The sequence below is a fragment of the Mangrovivirga halotolerans genome (genome assembly GCF_026241165.1).
Classification (GTDB): Bacteria; Bacteroidota; Bacteroidia; order Cytophagales; family Cyclobacteriaceae; genus Mangrovivirga; species Mangrovivirga halotolerans.
On sequence record NZ_JAPFQN010000001.1, the window covers coordinates 304,735 to 327,665 of the forward strand.

Below are 22,931 nucleotides of genomic sequence, written 5' to 3' on the forward strand. Positions count from 1 at the left end.
ATGATATTATCGGGCAATATTATCAATATCCGACAACAAACCATCGGATTTGGTGAAATTAAAATTCACAATGACAAAATTATAGATATAAATGTCTCCGCACCAGAGAAAAAGGACAAACCTTATTACATGCCCGGTTTTATTGATTCGCATGTTCATATAGAAAGCAGTATGCTCGTTCCAGGACGATTTGCAGAGATTGCGGTTAAGCATGGTACAATAGCTACGGTTTCAGATCCCCATGAAATTGCTAATGTGATGGGAGAAGAAGGAATTCGGTACATGATCGATAATAGTAAGACGGTTCCTTTTAAATTCTTTTTTGGACTTCCGAGCTGTGTACCGGCAACATCTTTTGAGACTGCCGGCGCAGTTATTGATCCTGCTCTTACTGAAAAACTTATCCATGATCCAGACTTGCATTACCTGGCTGAGATGATGAACTGGCCGGGAGTTTTAAATCGCGATAAAGATGTGATGGCTAAGATAAGATCAGCTCAAAAAGCCGGTAAGCCGGTAGATGGTCACGCCCCTGGGTTAAAAGGAAAGGATGCTAAAAAATACATTTCTGCTGGCATCAGTACTGACCATGAATGTTATACTCTTGAAGAAGCCAGGGACAAAGCTTCCGAAGGTATGAAAATATTGATCAGGGAAGGTTCCGCTGCTAAAAATTTTGACGCTTTAATTCCAATTATAAACGAATTCCCGGAATTAATTATGTTCTGCTCAGATGACAAGCATCCTGATGATCTGATGGAAGGACATATAAATCAGCTTGTATTAAAGGCCATTTCTCTAGGTTATGACTTTTATAGCATTCTTCAGGCTGCATGCTTAAACCCAATTGATCATTATAATTTAAATGTGGGTAAACTTGAAAAAGGAGATTATGCTGACTTCATAAAAATCAAAGATCTTGATTCAATGGAAGTTCTCGAAACATGGATTAATGGAGAACTTGTTCAATCTGAACAAGAGATAAAGTTTAAGGCTCCAAAATCACTCATTATTAATAATTTTCATTCTTATTCAATTTCAGAAAGTGATCTGGAAATTAAAAAAACTGACAAGCAAATTCCGGTAATTAAAGCTATTGATGGTTCATTAATTACTGAAAAATCTTTTTTTGATCCGGAAATAACAGAATATACTGACAAGCAACGAATCGAAAAGGACCTATGCAAATTAGTCGTAGTAAATCGTTACCGGGAAGAAAAACCTGCGGTATGTTATATTGAAGGCACTGGTCTTAAAGAAGGTGCTTTTGGGGGTACAGTGGCTCATGATTCACACAATATAATTGTAGCTGGAACTAATGATAAGGACATATTAAAGGTTGTTAATCAATTAATGAATACCAAAGGTGGTTTGGCTGCATCTGGAAATGACAAAATAAAAAGTCTCCCCCTACCTATTGCGGGTTTGATGACTGATGAGAATGGAATTGATACGGGTGTTAAATATCAAAATATTGATAAATTCGTAAAAGAAATGGGAAGCACTTTAAATGCTCCCTTTATGACTATCAGTTTCATGGCATTACTTGTAATCCCTAAAATTAAGTTAAGTGATAAGGGTTTATTTGATGCTGAAAATTTTTCATTTTATAACTAAAATTAAAAAACATGGCAGAATCGAGTAAAACAGAATTCTTTTCTTCTATTGGTAAAAAAATTGATCAGTGGATTGAAGAAAACAAAGATGTGATTGACAAGGTTAATACCGAAATAGATGAGAAAAAAGTTGAGTTAAAAGAAACAAGCGAACTTCTCGAAAAGCATTTCAGAGAATTTGTTAAAGAAAACGAAGATAATTTCAGCAAGTGGAAAAAAGAGGGCAAAGACCTTTCTTTAACTATAAAGGAAAAGTTTGAAAGTTTTTTGAAAAGAAATAAAAATGAAAAAGACTCCTGATTAAAGGAGTCTTCTATTATTTAGCTTCGACAGTATTCTTAAGATTATTTAGCCCCTCTTCATAACTAGGGCCAAGCATGGTCTCCATCATTAATCCAAATAATTTAGAGAATCCGGTCATTTCAGATTCGAAATTCCAGCTTACTTCTGTCTCTGTAGCATTAATTGGTAATAATGCCAATGTTGCATATGCTGGCACATCATCCTGACCAAAATACATTTCCATGGTTACCGATTCATTTGGCTTTATTTCAATAATTTCCATTTGACCATTCCCAACATCTCTCTTTTTTGATTCCCATTTCATTATAGAGCCAATCCCATTGCCAGAACCAATAAAAGAATATACTGCATCCGGATCCAATTTATACCAGGGAGACCATTCATTAAATTTCTTTAGATCACTAATATGAGGATATATCTCTTCAGGGGTAGCTTTTACAGCCACTATTCGCTCTAATTTAACATGGGATGGCGCAAAGGCAATGGTTAAAAACAATGCCAGTACTATTGCCAGAAAAACAAAACCTGTAATTTTTAAAACTTTCATGCTTATATGATTCTGTTTGTTTTTGCTAAATAGTTTAAAGAGCTCTCTGCAACAGCAATCTCACTAAATAAAGAAGCCAGTAAAAAAATGGCCACCCTATTAGGTGACCAAGATCGTATATTTGCCTTATTTTTAATGAATAATTCAAATTAAAATAAAAAAATTACAATTACAATATTTTTTATAATAAAATAAAGGATTTCATTTCACTATTTTTGCATCAAACATTTAGATAAAAAACTATGAGTTTGATCAGTGCTGATAATCTGGAAAAATACTACGGTGAAAGAAAATTGTTTTCATCTGTAAGCTTCGAAATAAATCCGGGAGAAAAAATTGCTCTTGTAGGAGCTAACGGAACTGGTAAATCAACACTAATGAAAATACTAAATGGCCAGGAAAGCAGGGATAAAGGAGAAATTAGGCAAAAAAACAACCTTTCTATTAGCTATTTACCCCAGCAACCTGAGGTTCCCAAGCAAATGACTGCTTTTGAATACGTTAAAGATAATAATTCACAGGGTGCAGTTGCTTACAATAAGTATAATAATGCTTTAGAATCAGGAAACAATGAAATGATCGAAAAATCAATGGCTGAAGTAGACAGACTTCAGGCATGGAATTACGATAATGAGGTTAAAGAAGTAATGACTTATCTGGGCATTACTGATTTTGATAAAAAAATGGGCGAGCTTTCAGGTGGATTAAAAAGAAGAGCAGCTCTATCAAAAGTTATTCTTGAAAAACCTGAACTTTTAATCCTCGATGAGCCAACTAACCACCTTGATATCGAAGCAATAATTTGGCTAGAAAACTATTTACAAACCTCCAATTCAGCTTTATTTTTAGTTACCCACGACAGGTACTTTCTTGATGCGGTTTGCAACACAATATTAGATCTCGACCACGGTGGTATCAAAAAGTTTGATGGGCCGTATGATAATTTTATTAAGAAAAAAGAAGAATTACTGATTCAGGCTGCAACTGAAGCCGAAAAAGCAGCTAATCTGTTGAAGAAAGAATTAGAATGGTCCAGGAGGCAGCCTAAAGCCAGAACGACCAAAGCAAAATACAGAATGGATGCTATCGAAGGTCTAAAATCAAAAGCTAAGCAACCAAAAATCAGGGAGCAGGTCAAAATGGATTTTGACAGTTCTCAAAAAGGAAAAAAAATACTCGAAATTTACGGAGTTTCGAAATCATATCCTGATAAACAGTTATTTGAAGATTTCACCTACACTTTTAAGAAAAAAGACAGGATAGGACTTGTTGGGCCAAATGGATCTGGAAAATCAACTTTCCTTAAAGTAATAACCGGTGAAATAGAACCTGATTCAGGAGAGATCATTAAAGGTCAGAATACAAATTTTGGTTATTTTAAACAAGAAGATCCTACCTATAAGCAGGATGAAAAAGTAATTGACAGAATTACTAATATCGCTGAAGTAATTAAAATAAATGAAAAGCAAACCCTAAGCGCAAGTCAGGTACTTCAATTATTTCAATTTTCTCCTAAAAGGCAACATGAATATGCATATAAACTCAGCGGGGGGGAAAAGAAAAGATTACAATTACTTGAGGTACTGGTTAAGAGACCGAACTTTTTGATTCTTGATGAGCCTACGAATGACCTTGATCTTCAGACCCTGGATGCTCTTGAAATATTTTTAAGCCAGTATGATGGATGTTTATTAATTGTGTCCCACGACAGATACCTTCTCGATACTTTAGCAGATCATCTATTTATTATTGATAAGGGTGACATCAGGTATTTCCCTGGTACATATGATGAATTCAGAACTATTAAAGCTGAAGAAGAAAAAACCTCTGAAAAATCAACAAAAGAAAAAAAAGAAGAGAAGAGTCAACAACCTAAAAAAAGTAGTTCAAAAAAACTTTCCTTTAAAGAGAAACAAGAGCTAAAAGATCTTGAAGAGGAAATTGATAAGTTAGAAGGTGAGAAAAAACAGGCTATAGAGGATATGAATTCAGGCTCACTCGATCATACCGAGCTCTCAAAAACCGGTGCATTAATTGAAAAAATTGATGCCAGACTGGAGGAAATTACTTTAAGATGGATGGAATTAGATGAGATGAATAACAGTTAATTAAGCTTTAGTATCTTCTTCTGTTATAGTTTCAATAACACATTTAATGAGTTTATCTACAATCTTCTGGCTATCCTTTGCGAATTCTCCTTTAATCCGGTTAGCCAGAATAGCGTTTGTAGATATCGCTTTATGGCCTAGAAGTCTGGACATAGCGTAATAACCAGAAGTTTCCATTTCGAAATTGGTCAGCCAGAAATTATCTTTATGAAAGTAAACCAGCTTATCCATAAATCCATCAAAGGCAAGCTGGGTTCTTAATGCCCTGCCTTGTGCAGCATAAAATCCTGGTGATGTAATTGTATTTCCCTTTATGAAAGCTTCCTTATCAAACATTTTCAATAATGATTCATCAGCTTTCACACAGTAAGGAGTAATAGGTAAAGGAATCTCACCTTTTAGTTGATCACATATTTCTTGTTCGAAATCAGTTTGAGGTAGTTTATAGAATACCATTAGATTATCAAGTCCGACCCCATACTCTGAAATTAAAAAACTACCAATAGGTATGTCTTCCTGTAAAGCTCCACTTGTTCCTATTCTTATAATATTTAAAGACCGTGTCTCTTTCTTTAGTTCCCTCTTTTTAAGATCAATATTAACAAGTGCATCAAGCTCAGTAAGCACTATTTCAATATTTTCTGTTCCCATACCAGTGCTCATCACTGTAATCCGCTTATCTCCGATCCTGCCAGTATGAGTAATGAATTCCCGTTTATTCATTTCAAATTCGATATCATCAAAATATTTGCTGACCATGTGTACACGGCTTGGGTCGCCAACCGTAAGGATGGTATCAGCGATATTTTCAGGTCTCAAATTGAGGTGATAAACACTTCTATCTTTATTTAGAATAAGTTCGGATTCCTTAAGTGACATTTTAAAGCGGGTATATATTAAAGGGAATTTTATTTTCCTGAGTGTAAATTATACTGGTTTTGCAGGATTTCCAAATACTGTCTCTCCTGACTCTACATTTCCAATCACTACCGAGCCTGCTCCTATTCTTGCACCCTTTCCTACTTTAACACCCGGCACAAGTACAGCTCCAGTACCTATAAATACTTCATCTTCAATTTCTGCACCTGTTCCTACAATAGCTCCGGCTCCCAATTGAACGTAATTTCCAATTTTCACTTCGTGATCGATTACCACATTTGTATTAAGAATACAGTGGTTTCCTAATTTTGCTGATGACCCTAAAATAACTTTTGCATTCAGAAAATTACCATGTCCCATTTCAGCATGGTCAGAAATAGAAGTATCAGGGTGGATCAAATTCACCGGCATAACCTTTCTACGATCATTCAGAAGCTTTACATGCCTTTTTCTCAGCGTCGTTTCCTCCTCAGCAATAAATGCTTCACACTTTTTGCCTATAAATTTAAGAAAACCATCGTCATCAGTTGAGCCGAGCACACTTACATCATTAATTTCGGTGCCATGCAGTTCTTCATGATCATCTAAAAAGCAATAAACTTCTATATTATTCTTGTTCAGGATCTCTAGAGCTGCTTTTCCCAATGATCCTGCACCAAAAATTATTACCGGTTTTTCCATCACTTTATTTCTTTTTTTGCAAAGCTATTAAAGTCAGATCTTTTTGCTCGTAATTGTCTGAAATACTTAACAGAAAAATAAAAAAACCCACCCCAAATAACTGGTGTATAAAAAACAGAATACCGCATTAAAGTCCCAAAATTAACGGTGGTCAATGCAGTTAGAACAGAACTTAAAAATAAATAAATAATTAAACATCCTAACAATAATTTATTAGTCTTTTCTCTTATCACTAAAAATCCACACAAAAAGGTAATTCCAATCAAAATAATCTTTTGTATTGAAGCCAGCAAAATAAAATTATTATGCGTAGAAAGATCCAGGGGCCCAAAGAGCCCATAAAAAAAAGCTATAATTATATTCTTAAAGTGTAACGAAGGATAAAGGGAATCAAATGGAATACAATTTTCTCCATTACAAGCATTTGCATAATAATATGCTTGATTTTCTTTTATTATTTCACCCCATCTGGAAAATCCGAAATTAGGATCAATTAAAGGTAACAACAGTAATCCCAATACAGTAAAAACTACAATGGCAACTATTACCTTATTCGAAAACTTTTCATTTACAATAGCAAATAAAACTAATGAAACTAAAAATATCAGTATTGAATTATATGGTTTAATAGAAAAACATATAATCGCAGAAAATAATATTATAAGAGTTGATAAATATTTTCCTGAAACAAATATTCCGGCAAACAATATCAGAATAAAAACTAAATAAATACTTTCTTTTAGGAGCCCGGAAGACCAAAATGCAATACCCGGAACAATAAAAAAAGATAGTAGTACCAATTTCATATAATCAGGAACTTTCTGCTGTCTCCAGACGGCAGTCATAATCAAAGTTTGTAAAAGGGCAATTATCGTTACTGTAACCCAAATTGATCTGAATGAAAGGATGTAAATTGGTAAAACTAATTTTTCAAAATTCAGACTGCGTTCATTTTCACCGTATATTAGTTCTCCCTTTCCTTCAAAGTGATTGTTTAAATAAAAATCAGGGATTTCCCCAGGGGTTTCTGTAAAATAATCTGCTAACATACTTAGATCATGTAAATAACTTCTTTGATCTCCTGCAGTAACTTCAGAGTAATAGTAAGTTACTGATATCGCGAAAAGCAATTTTAAACTAAAGAGAAAAAAGAAAAAATTACGGGATCTGAACTCCGGAAGCATGATTGTTTTTTAACAAATTAATTCCTACAGGACAAGATAAGCATTTTTTCCTTTCACAAAACAACTTATTAAGTCCGATTATACTCTGGGAATCATAGGCATTAATTAAATCAAACCCTAAGTCTGAAAACCTCTTAGTTATTCTATTTTTTTCTGGTTTGATAGATTCCAGAATAATCAACCCTTTTTCTTTCAGCTCGTGATTCCCAATATATTCTGCGTATGAATAGATCAGGGGAACTATTGTATTTATTATAAGAAGATCGATTGAAGATTTGCCAGGAGTTTTGTTTTTGAATTTGGATTCCGTTCCAAATTTATAATGGTTTCTCCAGTAACCGGAGGGTTCCCTTTTTAATATTTTATGAATTGAGAAATAAGATTCAAAGTGCAAAAATGCATCGAACAGGTTACTGGTTTCAGAAATTATTGCACAATATTGAGCAATTCGTACTGCTGGAAAATTGGATGGTCTTAATCTCATGTATTTCCAGTATGAAGGATCAACTTTCTGAGTGAGATTATATTTATGTTGAAGGAAATTAAATTCCGATGTAAGTAGAGCAGAGTAATCATCACAAGGCTCACCATCCAGCATTCCCGCTAACCCAAAAAGATATGCTTCAATTAATTCCGGTCTCTGAATATTTTTTTTGATAATAGACTCGTCTAAAAGATAAGCCATTTGATCAAATCCTTCCTGATTAATTTTAAACCCAAAAGACCTTAGCAACTGCTTGTAGGCTACTTTCTCCCAATTATTATTTTCATCTTTGAGCTCTTTTAATATCCGCGATTTTTTTTCATCCATCCTTAGAGTCATTGCCATATCCATAGCCTGCCTGACCCTGATCGAATCACAATGATTAACAGGATCAAAAACCCCACATGGAATTGATCCGGGAGGTTGCAGGAATTGTTTGTACTTGCGCACTAACAAGGGACTAACCCTGTCTTTTAATTCCAAAACCGGTATTATTTCTCCAGCAGCATTAAAAACATCAACATCATTCTCCCATACTACATGGAGAATAACATTATCATAAGCGGGATCTTCATGATGTTTATGATTATACCAATCAGATGATTTAATATGAATCTCGATATTCCCAAACCATTTAAGATCATCTATTTCTACCAGGCCACTGCTAAAATCCGGGCCGTCATTATTATTAAATGAACCAGTTTTAATAATGGTTAATGGTTGGTTTCGGTGTGTGGTTAATAAATCTTTGTCAAAAGATTGGTATTTCCACAAATAGTGGAGAAAGTCTTCTTGCATGGTTGATAGTTAGTTGATTGAAAGATACCATGAAGAAAATAAAAAGGATTAAATAAAAAAAGGCAGCTTATAAAAAAGCTGCCATTTCATTTTGTATTTTTTGTGCTTCAGCCTTTGCAGCCTCTGCGAACGATTCGGAGGAATCAGCATAAATTATCCCCCTTGTTGAATTAACTAACAATCCAACATCATCATTCATGCCGTATTTGATAACATCCTTCAAACTCCCCCCCTGTGCTCCTACTCCGGGTATCAAAAGAAAATTATCAGGAATGATTTTACGGATGTCAGTTAAAGCTTCCGCACGGGTCGCTCCAACTACATACATCATATTATCTTTATTGCCCCAGGTGGAAGACCTTTCAATTACCTTCTGATAAACCTTTTCACCAGTTGATAGATTAAGTTGTTGAAAGTCATCAGCACCAGGATTACTTGTAAGCCCCAAAAGGATTACCCAACGGCCATCAAACTCAAGGAATGGTGTGACAGAATCTTTACCCATATAAGGAGCTACTGTTATACTGTCAAAATCCATTTCTTCAAAAAATGCACGTGCGTACAAACCAGACGTATTACCAATATCACCTCTTTTTGCATCAGCAATGGTAAAGTGATTACTTGGGATGTAATCCACAGTCTTTTTTAAGCTTTCCCATCCCTTAGGACCATGAGCTTCATAAAAAGCAATATTTGGTTTGTAGGCAACACAATAATCTTTAGTTGCATCAATAATTTGCTTATTAAACTCAAAAATGGGATCGTCAGTTTCTAAAAGATGTTCAGGAATTTTTCTTATGTCAGTATCCAGACCGACGCAAAGAAAAGATTTCTTTTTTCTTATTTCTTCTACTAATTTCTTTCTGTCCATATCGTAAATAAAAAAAGCCGTAAAAAACGGCTTTTAAATATTATCTAAGGTCTATTATTTCTACCCCCGGGTATTTTGACTTGTTAAACGTAAAATCTGAAGATGCTGCAGACGTATTTGGCTTAAAGCTTTTAATGTCATATACATATTTATTTCCGCTATCTTCAGTGATAGTATAACTCTTCAAGTCATTAGTTCCATCTTCAATAGTTAATCTTACCCAATATGGTTTATCCCTTCTATCCTCTGGAATCAGGTCGATCAGGTGATATTTTTTCCCATTGATAGTTGTAGAATTATAATATATAACTTTAAAGTCTTTCTTATAAACAGTGTAGATAGAAGAAGGCGTCATATCCATCTCCCCTTCATTAGCGTTGCTAATATTTACTTCATTTACTTCAGGTAAATAAGTCCATACAGACTCTCCATTGTTATAAATAACCTGGTTTCCGAGATCCAGTTTATAGTTATCTCCCTTAACAAGAATACTACCACTAAAATCATCTCTGATATCTTCGACCTCATTGATCAGGGAATAGGTGAAATTAGCTTTGTAAGTATCATAATTCTTGTACTTACTGCTCATAGCATTAAGTATACGCATTGCTTGCGGATCTTTTTGTGCCTGTACCGCAAATACAGTTAAACAAAGTACTAGTGTCAATAATTTCTTCATAATGCAAAAGTATAAAAGTTTTATTTACTTTTTGTTATTGAGGTCATTCAATAATTGTTCCAAACTTGATTCATCCTGAATTAAAACTTCTCTCGCCTTACTTCCTTCAAATCCACCAACTACACCTGCGGCCTCAAGCTGATCTATTAATCGGCCTGCCCTGTTGTATCCAAGTTTTAGTTTTCGCTGGATAAGCGATGTACTTCCCTGCTGATGCATAACAATTAATCGCGCGGCATCATCAAACAACACATCCCTTTCAGATAAATCAACTTCGCCAACTCCTGTTTCCTCTTCACCTTCATACTCAGGCAATAAGTATGCCGAAGGATATCCTCTCTGACTTCCGACATATTCACAGACTTCTTCCACTTCTGGAGTATCGATAAATGCACACTGGATTCTAAGCATATCAGAACCTGAACTAAGTAGCATATCTCCCATACCCACTAATTGTTCTGCACCACCGGTGTCGAGAATTGTTCGAGAATCCACCTTTGAGGTAACTCTAAAACTAAGTCTGGCAGGGAAGTTGGCTTTGATTGTACCGGTAATAACATTTACAGAAGGTCTCTGTGTTGCAATTACAAGGTGTAAACCAACAGCACGGGCTAACTGAGCCAGACGAGCGATTGGAGTTTCAACTTCCTTACCTGCGGTCATCATCAAATCTGCTAACTCATCAATAACCACTACAATATAAGGAAGGAATCTATGTCCGTTTTCTGGATTAAGTCTACGATTTATAAATTTATTGTTGTATTCTTTAAGGTTTCTACATCCGGCATCTTTTAAAAGATCATACCTTGTATCCATTTCTTCACAAAGTGAATTCAATGTGTAAACAACCTTTTTGGTTTCTGTAATAATAGCATCGTCACTGTTTGGCAGTTTCGCAAGAAAATGCCTTTCTATTTTATTAAAAAGTGTCAGTTCAACCTTCTTCGGGTCGACGAGAACAAATTTTAATTGAGAAGGGTGCTTCTTATATATTAATGAGGCAAGAATAACGTTCAATCCAACTGATTTACCCTGACCTGTGGCACCAGCCATAAGAAGGTGAGGCATTTTAGCCAAATCAGTAATAAACACTTCATTTGAAATGGTTTTACCCAAGGCAATTGGTAATTCATATCCTGATTTCATGAATTTCTCTGTTGAAAGAAGAGATTTCAATGAAACCATTTCCCTGTTTTTATTAGGCACCTCAATACCGATGGTTCCTCTACCTGGAATCGGTGCAATTATCCTGATACCCAAAGCTGCCAGGGAAAGAGCGATATCATCCTCCAGATTTTTAATCTTTGAAATTTTAACACCCGCTTCAGGGACAATTTCATAAAGAGTAACAGTTGGCCCAATGGTCGCTTTAATACTGGAAATTCCAATTTTAAAATTCACCAATGTTTCAACAATCTTATCTTTATTTTGCTCTAGTTCTTCCTTAGTTACTTTTACTTGTCCTGAATCGTGACTTTTTAATATGTCAAGTGGTGGATATTCATAAGAAGAAAGATCAAGAGTCGGATCGTAATTTTCAAGTTGATCTACCGTTTTCTCACTTTTCTTTCCTTCTTCAATTTCCAAACTCAAAGCATCCTCTTCTTCTTCGTCTTTTAAAAGGTCGTCCTCCAGGGAAGAAGTATCCAGGGGATCTTCCACCTCTAAGGTTAATTTATCAGAATCTTCAGCTTTTCTGGTTTTCTCTTTCTTTTCTTTATTGGAAATTTCCCAGGAATTTAACTCTTCCTCTTCTGTTTTTTGATGAGCCTGTAGTACTTCCTCTTCATAATCAGTCCTGTCTGATTGATCTTCCTCATCAACATTTCCCTTTTCTTCCACAGAGTTTTTCATTTCAGACCACTCATCCTGTAGATGATCTTCAACATCTCTGATACCTTTTTCTACACTTGAGGTAAGCCCCCCAATTGAAGTCACATTGAAGAAGTAAATAATAAAAGCAATCAGGCTAAAGAATAGTAACAATAGAGTTCCCCAGCCGATCAGGTTATTAAAAACATTTGCAAGTTCAAATCCGATACCTCCACACAAAAAGCCAAGAGCATTTTCTCCCTGTGATTTGACAACTATATAACCTAATAAAGTGCTTAACCATAAACTGGTGAATACTACAAATATTGTAGAACTTTTAACCGGTAGCAGAGTTCTTTTAAAAACGATGGAATAACCCCAATTAAACATCAAAGGGGGAATTAAAAACGCACCTATTCCCAACCACTTAAAAATGAAATAGTAGGATACAACAGCACCAAATAATTTCATCCAGTTTTCTGCTTCTCTACCTTCGGTTATCAGAGAAGAATTACCGAGAGATTCTACAATACTCTGATCTGCTTTTCCTGTAAATAAATAGGATATAAAAGCTATTAGAAGAAACAAAGAAGTAATTAAGAAGAAAAAACCAAAAACAAGATGGAGTCTTCGGTCAGACAGAAAAGAAAACTTTAAGTTTAATTTTTTCTTTTTCGTACTACCTTTCGATTTTTTCTTTTTGAAATTATTTGATTTATAGGTGTTAGCCGCCATGTTAAAAAATCAACTCCCTCGTTATATAAATATACAATTAATTATAACGCCAAAAATAATATTTAAGTATTTATTCAAAATTTGGCTCATTAGCGAAATTAAAGATTTTCGCGGATAATCTGCTTGTTTATCTTTTTAATTATTGCTGGTCCTTCGTAAATAAAGCCAGTGTAGACCTGTACTAATGATGCTCCTGCTTTCAGTTTTTCAACTGCGTCATCTCCATTAAATATTCCACCAACTGCTATTATCGGAACTCTATTATCAAGTTTATTATTAAGATAAGTTATCACTTCTGTAGATCTGTCTTTTAGTGGTTTACCACTTAAACCTCCTGCACCAATCGAATCAACTTTGGAACTTGATGTCTTTAAATTCATCCTGGAAATGGTAGTATTAGTAGCAATTATCCCATCTAATTTTACCGTTTTTACTATATCGACAATATCATCTAATTGATGATCACTCAGATCGGGAGCAATCTTTAATAATAGAGGTTTAGCCTTTTCCATGTGATAATTCACATGCTGAACTTCAGAAAGTAATTCCAATAATGGTTCTTTTTCTTGTAGTTCTCTCAAATTAGGGGTGTTTGGAGAACTTACATTTACAACAAAATAATCCACGTAAGGGAATAATGCCTTAAATGAAGTGATATAATCATCCACTGCATCCTTGTTAGGCGTTACTTTGTTTTTGCCAATATTTCCTCCAACAATTACCCTCGAATTTTTCTTTTTAAGTCGTTCTACAGCAGCAGATACTCCTTCATTATTAAAGCCCATCCGGTTAATTACAGCTTTATCTTTTGGTAATCTGAATAAACGGGGTTTGTCGTTACCTGGCTGACCGACGGGCGTAAGAGTACCAATTTCAATAAATCCAAAACCAAAATTCCCAAGTTCATCAACAAGCCTGGCATCTTTATCAAAGCCTGCAGCCAAACCTACAGGGTTTGGGAACTTAATACCAAATACCTCCCTTTCCAGCCGATCATCTTTTTTATGATACAAAGAATGTAAAAGAAAAGGAACACCTGGTATCTTATAGAAAAATTTTAATGCTGAAAATGTAAAGTGATGAATAGATTCAGGATCAAATAAAAAAAATATGGGGCGAATAAGTAATTTGTATATCACAGTTTTTTTGGCAAAAATAATAGTTGTAATCTATAAAAAAAAGAAGCTGTCCAAAATGAACAGCCCCATTAAACCTAAACCTAAACCTAAATTCTTAAATATTTTTAATCGTTAAATTCTAATATTTTCTTCAAACCTAATTGTTTAAACGAAACATCAATATTTTTCGTTCTGTTTTTAACGATTTTTAATCTTTTATTTCGTTCAACAATGCAAAACTGAACATTAACAAAAGATTTAATTCCATTATTTGTATTAATAAATTATTAAGAAATGTTAAGAAAAACAAAAATTAGCATTCTATTTTTCTCAAGCACAATGACTTACCCACATAATTAACTAGTAAAAAAAATACAATTAGTCGTAATTAAGCTACTTGTTGCGGCCAGGTAAAAAATCATTAATCACCTGCTGTAGATAATCGCGGTCTATATGTGTATAAATTTCTGTGGTCGTAATTGACCTGTGCCCCAGCATTTCCTGGACAGCTCGGAGATCGGCCCCTCCTTCAATTAAATGAGTTGCAAAAGAATGTCTGAAGGTGTGAGGGCTCACATCTTTTTTAATACCAGCATTCTTAGCTAATTCTTTTACTTTTGTAAATGCTGATATTCTGGAAAGCTTCCCTCCTCTTTGATTGAGAAATAAAGCATCTGCAGCATCTATTTTCACTATATTTTTATCAACTAACCCCTTTCTCCATTCTTCTATATAAATTTTCATATGCTTTTTAGCAGAAGACCCCAGTGGAACTAATCTTTCCTTATTTCCTTTTCCTATAATTCGAAGAAACCCCGGTTCCATAAATATATCACTCAGTTTTAAACCTACTGCTTCACTTACTCTAAGGCCACTTCCATATAATAATTCAATTAAAGCGCGTGACCGTGCTCCGTCGAATGTATTTAAAGGAATCGAGTTAAGTATTTCATCAATTTCAAAAACTTCAAGTACATCAGGAAGTTTTCTCGGAATTCTTGGCACCTCTAATAATTGAGAAGGATCATTTTGCAGAATTTTTTCAACAACCAGGAAATTAAAAAAAGATTTAATACCGGATATCATTCTGGCTTGCGAGTAAGGGGAATAACCAAGTTTGGCCAATTCGGAAGTAAATTCCTCCAGATCTTTTAGCTTTATATCAACGACTTTTAAGGATCTATCCTGAGAAAAAACGGATAGGTTGCGAACATCCCTGTGATAGGCCTGAATAGTGTTTTCCGCCACTCCTCTTTCAAGCTTAAGGTATGTACAAAACGATTTAATTAGCTGACCCCAATTCATGTAATTCAAAAATGAACTAAATAATTCGAATTATACAATCTATATATTAGTTTGCGAAAAAATACCCGTATGAATATTTTAATTATTAACGGACCCAATCTTAATTTATTAGGAAAAAGAGAGCCTGAAATTTATGGTGATGAAGGGTTTGAATCCTATTTCGAAAAACTTCTTAAAAACTATCCAAACGATAAACTTCGATACTACCAATCAAATATTGAGGGAGAAATAATAAATAAAATCCATGAGGTTGGTTTTGATGAGGATACCGTGATCATACTCAATGCAGGAGGATATACCCATACCAGCGTTGCTATATCTGATGCCATAGCAAGTATTAATGCACCGGTAATGGAAGTTCATATTAGTAATATTTATAAAAGGGAAAGCTTCCGTCATAAAAGCATTATAAGCAAAGAATGCGTTGGAATGATCTCAGGCCTTGGTCTTGAAGGATATTCACTGGCTATACAATATTTTGTAAATCAAAAACTTATAAATTAACAGCAAAAAAAAATAATTTTTTTTCATTCCAAAGTTGGGGATTTTAAAAATCCTTTCTACTTTTGTCATCCCAAAACGATGGGAAAACAAACTGCCCGATGGTGTAACTGGCAACACGTCTGGTTTTGGTCCAGAAGAGTCTAGGTTCGAGCCCTAGTCGGGCAACAAAAAAATCCCGGAAAAATATATTTTTTTTCGGGATTTTTTATTTATTGTAAAAAATCAGAGCGCCCTAAAAACATGTCTTCAGTAAAATTCTTTTCCGGATCAGGATCCGCAGAATTATCCGAAAAAATTTCTCATTTTTACGGTAAGCCATTAGGATCTATTTCTCATCAAAAATTTAGTGACGGTGAAATCTCAGCATCTTTTAACGAAAGTGTTAGAGGTTGCGACGTATTTCTTATTCAATCTACCTTTCCTCCTTCAGACAACATCATGGAGTTACTTTTGATGATCGATGCTGCGAGAAGGGCAAGTGCTAAATATGTCACTGTAGTAATGCCATATTTTGGTTATGCACGCCAGGATAGGAAAGACAAACCAAGAGTAGGTGTTGGAGCTAAACTAATGGCTAACCTGTTAACCGCAGCCGGCGCTGACAGAATCATGACTTGCGACTTGCACGCAGGGCAAATTCAGGGATTCTTTGACATTCCTCTTGATCACCTAGATGCTTCATCGATTTTTGTACCTTACCTAAGAAGCCTTAAACTTGAAAACGTTGTTTTCGCAGCTCCGGATGTAGGTAGTACAGGGCGAGCAAGAAGATACGCACAGCATTTCAATGCAGAGATGGTTATCTGTGACAAACACAGAAAAAGAGCCAATGAAATTGCAAGCATGCAAGTAATTGGTAATGTCGAAGATGCTGATGTGATTCTAGTTGATGATATTGTTGACACTGCAGGAACAATCTGTAAAGCCGCTAGCATCCTGAAAGAAAAAGGAGCTAAATCGGTCAGAGCAGTAATTACTCACCCTGTCTTAAGCGGAAAAGCTTACGAAAACATTGAAAATAGCGTTCTTGAAGAAATGGTAGTAACTGATACTATCCCATTAAAAAAGGAAAGTGAAAAAATAAAAGTACTCACCGTTTCAGATCTTTTTGCAAAAGCAATAAGAAAAATTCACGATCATGAGTCAATTAGTTCACTTTTTATTTAACTTTGCGCACATTTTAAAATTTAACAAATAAAAATTATGAAAACAGTTGAGATTATAGGGTATAAAAGAGCAAATCTCGGCAAGAAAGATGCAAGAGACCTTAGAGTAGAAGGAAATGTACCTTGCGTCCTTTATGGTGGTGATGAGCAGATTCATTTCTACGCCCCTGCTTATTTATTCAGAGAGCTGGTTTATACTGCTGAAGCCCACTTTGCCCATATTAATGTTGAAGGAAAAGAATACAGAGCTATCCTACAAGATATTCAATTCCACCCTGTAAGTGACATTATCCTGCATGCTGATTTCTTTGAAATCCATGAAGGAAGACCTATTAAAATGGATATTCCTGTTCACTTTGAAGGTAAAGCTCCTGGTGTGGAAAAAGGTGGTACTCTTGTTAAGAAGAGAAGACTATTAAGAGTTAAAGCTCTTCCTAAAAATATGCCTGAGCATATTACAGTTGATATCAGCGAACTTGATTTCCATAGTTCAATAAAAGTTCAGCACATAGAAACTGAAAACTTTGATATTATGGATGCTGACAGGTTATCAGTAGCAGTAGTTGAGATTCCAAGAGCACTTAGAGGTAAATCTAAAGATGAACTTGATGAGGCTGCAGAAGTTGAAGGAGAAGAAGGTGCTGAAGGAGCTGAAGGTTCAGAAGCATAAAATTTCTAATTTATTTATATTTAAAGGCTGCTTTCTTAGCAGCCTTTTTTTATATCAAAAAATAACATGAAATATTTAATTGTCGGATTGGGAAATATCGGCCCTGAATATGAGGCTACAAGACATAATATTGGTTTCATTGTAGCTGATGAACTTGCAAAAAAGAATAACGTCGACTTTTCTCTTGATAAGCAATCTTTTAAAACAGAATTCAAACATAAAGGCAGGACATTCATATTAATAAAACCCACCACTTATATGAACTTGAGTGGAAAGGCAGTTAAATACTGGATGCAAAAGGAAAATATTCCCTATGACAGACTTCTGGTCATTGTAGATGATCTTGCCCTTCCGTTTGGGAAACTAAGAATGCGAGGCAAAGGCTCTTCCGCAGGGCATAATGGCCTAAAAAACATTGAACAGCTTTGTGGCGGCAGTAATTATCCTCGATTAAGGTTTGGTATAGGAAGTGACTTCCCTAAAGGCAGACAGGTAGACTTTGTATTAGGTGAATTTAGTAAGGAAGAAAAAGAAGAACTTCCATTCCTTATCGATAAAGCCTGTGATATGATTCTAAGTTTTGGAACAATAGGAATAAACCTGACAATGAGTGAATACAATAACTAAAAAAAGAGGGGTTATTAAAGCCCCTCTTTTTTTAATATTTATTTATTAACTAACAATACTTCCAGGATTTACCTTTTCACCGGGTTGAATAAATCTCAGGTTTCCTTCTGAATCTTCAGCCATTAAAACCATACCGTTAGATTCAATACCCATCATTTTACGTGGAGCAAGGTTTGCTAACACACAAACTTGTTTGCCTTTTACTTCTTCTGGAAAGAAATGCTGAGCTATACCAGAAAGAACTACCCTGGTATCCACTCCCGTGTCGATAGTCAACTTTAATAGCTTTTTAGATTTAGGCATTTTTTCAGCTTCAGTTACCGTACCAACCCTAATATCCAGTTTTATGAAATCATCAAAAACAATTTCAGGTTTTAAAGGAGCTACTTCAGCCTCTTTATTTTCCTTTTCATTCTCTTCTCTTATTGATTCAAGTTTAGCCATTTGTTCTTCTATCGTTTTATCTTCTATTTTATCAAACAATAAAGTTGGTTTATTTATCTTATGTCCTGCTTTTAGAAAATTATCATCACCCGCATTTTGCCAGGTAAATTTTCCTGATTCTATATTTAAAATACCCTTAAGCTTTTCTGCAGAAAAAGGAAGGAAAGGTTCCATTACTACAGCAAGTGATGCCGCAATTTGGAGGCCAATATTCATAATTGTTTTGACTCTCTCTTCATCCTCTTTTATCAATTTCCAAGGTTCTGTATCAGCAAGGTACTTATTTCCAAGCCTGGCAAGATCCATTAACCTTTGTGATGCTTCTCTAAACTTATACCCTTCTAGCAAGGTGCCAATTTGAAAAGGAATTTCTTTTAGATCATTTAAGACTTCCTTATCAAAATCCGATAGTTCTCCCCTATCAGGAACCACTCCATCATAGTATTTTTGAGTAAGTACCGCGGCCCTGTTAATAAAATTACCAAGGATGGCTACTAATTCACTATTGTTACGTGTTTGAAAATCCTTCCAAGTGAAATTATTGTCCTTAGTTTCCGGAGCATTCGCACAAATAACATATCTTAAGACATCCTCTTTGCCTTTAAATTCTTCTAAATATTCATGGAGCCAAATTGCCCAATTTCTTGAAGTACTGATCTTATCACCTTCAAGATTTAAAAATTCATTAGCAGGAACGTTTTCAGGCAAAACGAACTCGCCATGGGCTTTTAACATTGAAGGGAAAATAATGCAATGAAAAACAATATTATCTTTACCTATGAAATGGACTAACTTAGTGTCATCACTTTTCCAATAATCTTCCCAGTCTTTGCCAGTATTTTGAGACCATTCCTTAGATGCACTAATGTAACCAATCGGTGCATCGAACCATACATATAATACTTTACCCTCTGCTCCTTCTACCGGGACAGGAATCCCCCAATCAAGATCTCTTGTTACTGCCCTAGGCTGGAGACCACCTTCGATCCAGCTTTTACACTGTCCATAAACATTTGGTTTCCATTCTTTATGACCTTCTAATATCCATTCTTTCAACCATGGCTCATATTGATCTAAAGGAAGGTACCAATGCTTTGTTTCTTTTAAAACTGGTTTTTCACCACTCAAAGTAGAACGTGGTTCTATTAGTTCATTTGGGCTCAGACTGGAACCACATTTTTCACACTGATCACCATAAGCATTTTCATTACCACATTTCGGACAAGTACCGACAATATATCTGTCTGACAAAAACTGTTGTTCTTTTTCGTCATAATATTGTTCAGATGTTTGTTCCACGAACTTTCCATCTTCATACAATTTTTTAAAAAAATCAGATGCTGTTTTATGATGAGTTTCACTACTTGTCCTGGAATATACATCAAAGCTAATACCGAATGATCTTAAGGAATCTTCGATCATTTTATGATATTTATCCACAACTTCCTGAGGTGTTTTCCCTTCTTTTTTTGCTCTTATTGTAATTGGGACCCCATGCTCGTCACTTCCTCCAAGATAATGTACATCATTTCCGGCCAATCTCAGGTATCTGACATAAATATCTGAAGGCACGAAAACGCCGGCAAGATGACCAATGTGAATTGGGCCGTTAGCGTATGTTAAAGCTGAAGTTACTGTATATCTTTTAGGTGTATTACTCATATTGTTTTCTTTGACTGCAAAGATAACTTTTTATGAGAATTATACTCCTTAATATATGATTTTCCGGATCACTCTGAGCTTGGTAAAATTATATTAAATGTGTTCCCGGAATTTTCAGGATGGTAAGTTATTTCCCCGCCCAACCTCAAAGTTGCTTTTTTGGCTATATTAAGCTCCAGGCCAGTTTTATAAGCTATCGGGGCGACTCTAAAGAACATATCAAATATATCTTCCCGATATCGTTCAGGTACCTGAATACCATTGTCTGTTACTTTTATTCTAATAACATTTTCTGCAGAATTTGAAATTTTCATTGAAACTTTCAGCAATTCATCCCCTTTATAATTCAGGGCGTTTTCAAGCATATTTTCAAGTATTAGCCTTAGAAGATGTTCATCTCTGTTCCAGACAGTACCTTTTTCAACTTCAAACTCATAGACTATATCTATATGCTTATTTGTTTCAGTTAATTTTGCAACAATTTCCCTCACCAGAGTCTCAAGGTAAACACTATCTTTTTTTAGCTTGTGTTTATAAATAGTATGAATAACCATGAGACGGCTCAGTACAAATTCAAGTTCCTTGGTTTCATCGGAAACCATCTGAAAATAATTTTTAGAAGTTTCCTCAGGAGCTTCCAGTAACCCCAGATAACTTAACCCATTAATTCTTGCTAAAGGCCCACGAAGATCATGTGAAGCTTTATAAATAAATAAATCAAGTTCTTTATTAGTGTCGGTAAGGTCTTTATTCGCTTTTTGTAATTCTTTAGTCCTTTCCTTGATCATCTCTTCCTGAAAGGCATTGACATTACTTAATTGTTGATTTTGTTGCTCAATAGTATTTTTTGCGGCTTCAACTTTTAAATTAGCCTCTTCAAGCTGTTTATTAATTTTAGCCATTCTAACCTTACTGAGATAAATAATTAATGCGGAAAGAATTAATATTAAAACTATGGCTACAAGAAGAATTATAAAAAGCCGATTTTGTTTTATTTTTTGATCCCTTACAAAGATTTCACTTTGCTTTTGCTCTTCCAGGTAATCTTTTTGAACGCGAGCTATTTTATTATATACATCTTCTCCTAATATTTTTTCCCTAATACTATCGTGTTTAACCTGATAAAATAAAGCTTTTTCATAATCCCCATATTCTTTGTAAACCTGTGAATAAAGTCTATAAATTGATGGGAGTTCGACTTCAATATTAATTTTCTCAGAAAGTAAAAAAGCGGAATCAAGACTTCTAAGTGCACTATCAATATTGCCCTTGTAAAAATCAACTTCAGCTTTTACACGATATACACTAGGTAACAAAAATGGATCTTTTTGGGATCTTTCAATTTCAAGACTCTTATCAATATAATAAGTAGCACTATCCAAGGATCTTTTTTCCAAATGAACATGAGCTAACCCTATATAACTAGTAGATAGACTTTCAAAATCCTCAATTTTTTTACTATATCGAACAGATTCAAGAAATGACCTTTCGGCCTCTTCTATACGCTCCAGGTCGATTAATATGTATCCCAAATTAATCAGGTTAATAATGATTCCTGACTTGCGATTTATCCTCCTATTAATATCAAGAGCCTTATTATAATATTCTAATGCTGTGAGATTATCTTTTAACTCATCATAAACTAATCCAATATTACCATATGAAATTGCTATTCCAGAAGAATCATTTAAATTCTCCATCATTAAAAGAGCCTTAAAATTAATCTCCAACGATTTTTCGTAATCACCAAATCGTCTGTATATATTAGCCAAATTACTTAAATAACTTCTGACTTGATAATTATCACCATTTTCTAACGCTTTTTCATATGCCAGATTTGAATACTCAAGAGCATTTTTGAATGATCCTTTCCTTTTATATACTAGTGCTATATCATTATATAGTTTAGCAATCCATATATCACTTTTTAAATTTTCTGCAATTTCTAATGCCTGGAAGTCGTAGTACAGGGCTGAATCATAATCAATATTCCAATATTTATAGGCTAAGTCATATAAGAGTGGTATCCTTTCATTGGTTTTAGCTTCGACAAGTTCATTCTTTATACTATCAATTTCATTTTCTAAACTATTATTTTGTGCAACTATACACATAGTCGAAAACGAAATAATTATAATAAAGAATTGTCTTTTAATAAAAAATTCAAGATCTATAGTCAAACTGAAACGCATAATATATAAAAAAAATCACTTAGGATTGGATGAATTTAACAAACTCACTGTTAAGACTTTATATGTGTTAGTAATAATTTTTTATTTTAATTTTATTCTTTTATCTTCGCTTAACTATTTAATAATCAAAAATTTTAATATTCTTAGATTATTAATGTTTGGAGCTCCTACCATAAAACACCTTTTACAAAAGGTATTGTTTATTTTCATAGTTTAAAATAAGGTCAAAACCAACCACAATTAAAAGAAGTAATAATTGTGAATATATAAATTCAACTTGAATTTTCTAAATAATTTAGTACTACAGAAAAAAAAAGTATCATTTAACTTTTTATTATACGAACAAATATGAAAAAACTAATTAAAACTATTGTTATTACAGTTTTTGCAGCTTTAACATTCGCCTGTGAAACTGAAAATGTTGAGCCTCAAATCCCTGCCGAAGATGAAAAAGCGGACGTAGTCAGAAGAGGTGAAGACATTCGCGGTGATGTGGTCAGAAGAGGTGAAGACATCAGAGGATAATTATTTAATCATTTTTAAACA

Annotated in this window: 20 protein-coding genes and 1 tRNA gene; 9 read left to right on the forward strand and 12 right to left on the reverse strand. The window is 34.4% G+C overall.

From position 1 onward, the window contains the following. Together ade and OO013_RS01205 are read left to right on the forward strand one after the other, a co-directional pair. Positions 1 to 1,617 (forward strand): adenine deaminase, encoded by a 1,617-nt coding sequence (ade, locus tag OO013_RS01200; RefSeq protein WP_266054694.1) that lies wholly within the window; start codon positions 1 to 3, stop codon positions 1,615 to 1,617. Between the two features lie 11 nt (positions 1,618 to 1,628). Next, positions 1,629 to 1,916, forward strand: a complete 288-nt coding sequence (locus tag OO013_RS01205; protein ID WP_266054695.1) for a hypothetical protein — start codon at positions 1,629 to 1,631, stop codon at positions 1,914 to 1,916. Positions 1,917 to 1,932: 16 nt separating this feature from the next. Here the strand turns inward: OO013_RS01205 and OO013_RS01210 are convergent, their stop codons facing one another. Continuing rightward, positions 1,933 to 2,466 carry an SRPBCC family protein gene (locus OO013_RS01210; protein ID WP_266054696.1) on the reverse strand — a complete coding sequence of 178 codons (534 nt, stop codon included), beginning with the start codon at positions 2,464 to 2,466 and terminating at the stop codon, positions 1,933 to 1,935. 242 nt (positions 2,467 to 2,708) lie between these two features. Between OO013_RS01210 and OO013_RS01215 the strand changes: the two genes are divergently transcribed. Beyond that, entirely contained in the window at positions 2,709 to 4,574 is a 1,866-nt protein-coding gene (locus OO013_RS01215; RefSeq protein ID WP_266054697.1) for an ABC-F family ATP-binding cassette domain-containing protein, read from the forward strand. On the opposite strand, the gene OO013_RS01220 is transcribed toward OO013_RS01215, so the two are convergent. The 9 genes from OO013_RS01220 to xerD all read right to left on the reverse strand — a co-directional run bounded on the left by OO013_RS01220 (position 4,575) and on the right by xerD (position 15,120). After that, positions 4,575 to 5,453 carry a nucleoside phosphorylase gene (locus OO013_RS01220; RefSeq protein WP_266054698.1) on the reverse strand — a complete coding sequence of 293 codons (879 nt, stop codon included), beginning with the start codon at positions 5,451 to 5,453 and terminating at the stop codon, positions 4,575 to 4,577. A 48-nt stretch (positions 5,454 to 5,501) separates the two neighbouring features. Then, entirely contained in the window at positions 5,502 to 6,134 is a 633-nt protein-coding gene (locus OO013_RS01225; protein ID WP_266054699.1) for an acetyltransferase, read from the reverse strand. Beyond that, positions 6,134 to 7,264 carry a hypothetical protein gene (locus OO013_RS01230; RefSeq protein WP_266054700.1) on the reverse strand — a complete coding sequence of 377 codons (1,131 nt, stop codon included), beginning with the start codon at positions 7,262 to 7,264 and terminating at the stop codon, positions 6,134 to 6,136. Before OO013_RS01230 ends, OO013_RS01225 begins: the two co-directional genes overlap by 1 nt. Before the next feature lie 28 nt (positions 7,265 to 7,292). Continuing rightward, the gene (locus tag OO013_RS01235) at positions 7,293 to 8,600 is read right to left on the reverse strand and encodes a DUF2851 family protein (protein ID WP_266054701.1); all 1,308 of its coding nucleotides are present in this window, start codon (positions 8,598 to 8,600) and stop codon (positions 7,293 to 7,295) included. A 67-nt stretch (positions 8,601 to 8,667) separates the two neighbouring features. Beyond that, positions 8,668 to 9,471, reverse strand: a complete 804-nt coding sequence (gene pyrF, locus OO013_RS01240) for an orotidine-5'-phosphate decarboxylase (RefSeq protein WP_266054702.1) — start codon at positions 9,469 to 9,471, stop codon at positions 8,668 to 8,670. 40 nt (positions 9,472 to 9,511) lie between these two features. Beyond that, positions 9,512 to 10,150 carry an outer membrane lipoprotein periplasmic chaperone LolA1 gene (gene lolA1 / locus OO013_RS01245; protein WP_266054703.1) on the reverse strand — a complete coding sequence of 213 codons (639 nt, stop codon included), beginning with the start codon at positions 10,148 to 10,150 and terminating at the stop codon, positions 9,512 to 9,514. A gap of 24 nt (positions 10,151 to 10,174) precedes the next feature. Further along, a complete protein-coding gene (locus tag OO013_RS01250; protein WP_266054704.1) occupies positions 10,175 to 12,697 on the reverse strand; it encodes a DNA translocase FtsK in 2,523 nt (840 codons plus the stop codon). A 98-nt stretch (positions 12,698 to 12,795) separates the two neighbouring features. Further along, positions 12,796 to 13,833 (reverse strand): quinone-dependent dihydroorotate dehydrogenase, encoded by a 1,038-nt coding sequence (locus tag OO013_RS01255; RefSeq protein WP_266054718.1) that lies wholly within the window; start codon positions 13,831 to 13,833, stop codon positions 12,796 to 12,798. Positions 13,834 to 14,208: 375 nt separating this feature from the next. Beyond that, entirely contained in the window at positions 14,209 to 15,120 is a 912-nt protein-coding gene (gene xerD / locus OO013_RS01260) for a site-specific tyrosine recombinase XerD (protein WP_266054705.1), read from the reverse strand. 69 nt (positions 15,121 to 15,189) lie between these two features. Between xerD and aroQ the strand changes: the two genes are divergently transcribed. From aroQ to pth, 5 genes are all read left to right on the forward strand, one after another. After that, the gene (gene aroQ, locus OO013_RS01265) at positions 15,190 to 15,624 is read left to right on the forward strand and encodes a type II 3-dehydroquinate dehydratase (RefSeq protein ID WP_266054706.1); all 435 of its coding nucleotides are present in this window, start codon (positions 15,190 to 15,192) and stop codon (positions 15,622 to 15,624) included. Positions 15,625 to 15,716: 92 nt separating this feature from the next. Next, positions 15,717 to 15,789, forward strand: a tRNA-Gln gene (locus OO013_RS01270). A 75-nt stretch (positions 15,790 to 15,864) separates the two neighbouring features. Then, on the forward strand, positions 15,865 to 16,791 hold the full coding sequence (locus OO013_RS01275; protein WP_266054707.1) for a ribose-phosphate pyrophosphokinase: 927 nt from the start codon (positions 15,865 to 15,867) through the stop codon (positions 16,789 to 16,791). Positions 16,792 to 16,827: 36 nt separating this feature from the next. Continuing rightward, positions 16,828 to 17,460: a 50S ribosomal protein L25/general stress protein Ctc gene (locus OO013_RS01280; protein ID WP_266054708.1), complete on the forward strand. Its 633-nt coding sequence runs from the start codon at positions 16,828 to 16,830 to the stop codon at positions 17,458 to 17,460. 66 nt (positions 17,461 to 17,526) lie between these two features. Beyond that, the gene (gene pth / locus OO013_RS01285; protein ID WP_266054709.1) at positions 17,527 to 18,087 is read left to right on the forward strand and encodes an aminoacyl-tRNA hydrolase; all 561 of its coding nucleotides are present in this window, start codon (positions 17,527 to 17,529) and stop codon (positions 18,085 to 18,087) included. Between the two features lie 45 nt (positions 18,088 to 18,132). On the opposite strand, the gene metG is transcribed toward pth, so the two are convergent. After that, complete coding sequence (gene metG / locus OO013_RS01290; RefSeq protein WP_266054710.1) at positions 18,133 to 20,193, reverse strand: methionine--tRNA ligase; 2,061 nt, start codon at positions 20,191 to 20,193, stop codon at positions 18,133 to 18,135. Between the two features lie 68 nt (positions 20,194 to 20,261). Next, a complete protein-coding gene (locus OO013_RS01295; RefSeq protein WP_266054711.1) occupies positions 20,262 to 22,307 on the reverse strand; it encodes an ATP-binding protein in 2,046 nt (681 codons plus the stop codon). Between the two features lie 426 nt (positions 22,308 to 22,733). On the opposite strand from OO013_RS01295, the gene OO013_RS01300 reads away from it, so the two are divergent. Beyond that, on the forward strand, positions 22,734 to 22,910 hold the full coding sequence (locus OO013_RS01300) for a hypothetical protein (protein WP_266054712.1): 177 nt from the start codon (positions 22,734 to 22,736) through the stop codon (positions 22,908 to 22,910). Positions 22,911 to 22,931: the final 21 nt, after the last annotated feature.

Bases quoted from the DNA above. Each gene is read 5' to 3' on its own strand.
- OO013_RS01250 (WP_266054704.1), bottom strand. From the start codon at position 12,697: ATGGCGGCTAACACCTATAAATCAAATAATTTCAAAAAGAAAAAATCG.
- OO013_RS01215 (WP_266054697.1), top strand. From the start codon at position 2,709: ATGAGTTTGATCAGTGCTGATAATCTGGAAAAATACTACGGTGAAAGA.
- metG (WP_266054710.1), bottom strand. From the start codon at position 20,193: ATGAGTAATACACCTAAAAGATATACAGTAACTTCAGCTTTAACATAC.
- OO013_RS01205 (WP_266054695.1), top strand. From the start codon at position 1,629: ATGGCAGAATCGAGTAAAACAGAATTCTTTTCTTCTATTGGTAAAAAA.
- OO013_RS01295 (WP_266054711.1), bottom strand. From the start codon at position 22,307: ATGTGTATAGTTGCACAAAATAATAGTTTAGAAAATGAAATTGATAGT.
- ade (WP_266054694.1), top strand. From the start codon at position 1: ATGATATTATCGGGCAATATTATCAATATCCGACAACAAACCATCGGA.
- OO013_RS01210 (WP_266054696.1), bottom strand. From the start codon at position 2,466: ATGAAAGTTTTAAAAATTACAGGTTTTGTTTTTCTGGCAATAGTACTG.
- OO013_RS01300 (WP_266054712.1), top strand. From the start codon at position 22,734: ATGAAAAAACTAATTAAAACTATTGTTATTACAGTTTTTGCAGCTTTA.
- OO013_RS01225 (WP_266054699.1), bottom strand. From the start codon at position 6,134: ATGGAAAAACCGGTAATAATTTTTGGTGCAGGATCATTGGGAAAAGCA.
- pyrF (WP_266054702.1), bottom strand. From the start codon at position 9,471: ATGGACAGAAAGAAATTAGTAGAAGAAATAAGAAAAAAGAAATCTTTT.
- OO013_RS01235 (WP_266054701.1), bottom strand. From the start codon at position 8,600: ATGCAAGAAGACTTTCTCCACTATTTGTGGAAATACCAATCTTTTGAC.
- OO013_RS01280 (WP_266054708.1), top strand. From the start codon at position 16,828: ATGAAAACAGTTGAGATTATAGGGTATAAAAGAGCAAATCTCGGCAAG.
- OO013_RS01220 (WP_266054698.1), bottom strand. From the start codon at position 5,453: ATGTCACTTAAGGAATCCGAACTTATTCTAAATAAAGATAGAAGTGTT.
- pth (WP_266054709.1), top strand. From the start codon at position 17,527: ATGAAATATTTAATTGTCGGATTGGGAAATATCGGCCCTGAATATGAG.
- OO013_RS01275 (WP_266054707.1), top strand. From the start codon at position 15,865: ATGTCTTCAGTAAAATTCTTTTCCGGATCAGGATCCGCAGAATTATCC.
- aroQ (WP_266054706.1), top strand. From the start codon at position 15,190: ATGAATATTTTAATTATTAACGGACCCAATCTTAATTTATTAGGAAAA.
- xerD (WP_266054705.1), bottom strand. From the start codon at position 15,120: ATGAATTGGGGTCAGCTAATTAAATCGTTTTGTACATACCTTAAGCTT.
- lolA1 (WP_266054703.1), bottom strand. From the start codon at position 10,150: ATGAAGAAATTATTGACACTAGTACTTTGTTTAACTGTATTTGCGGTA.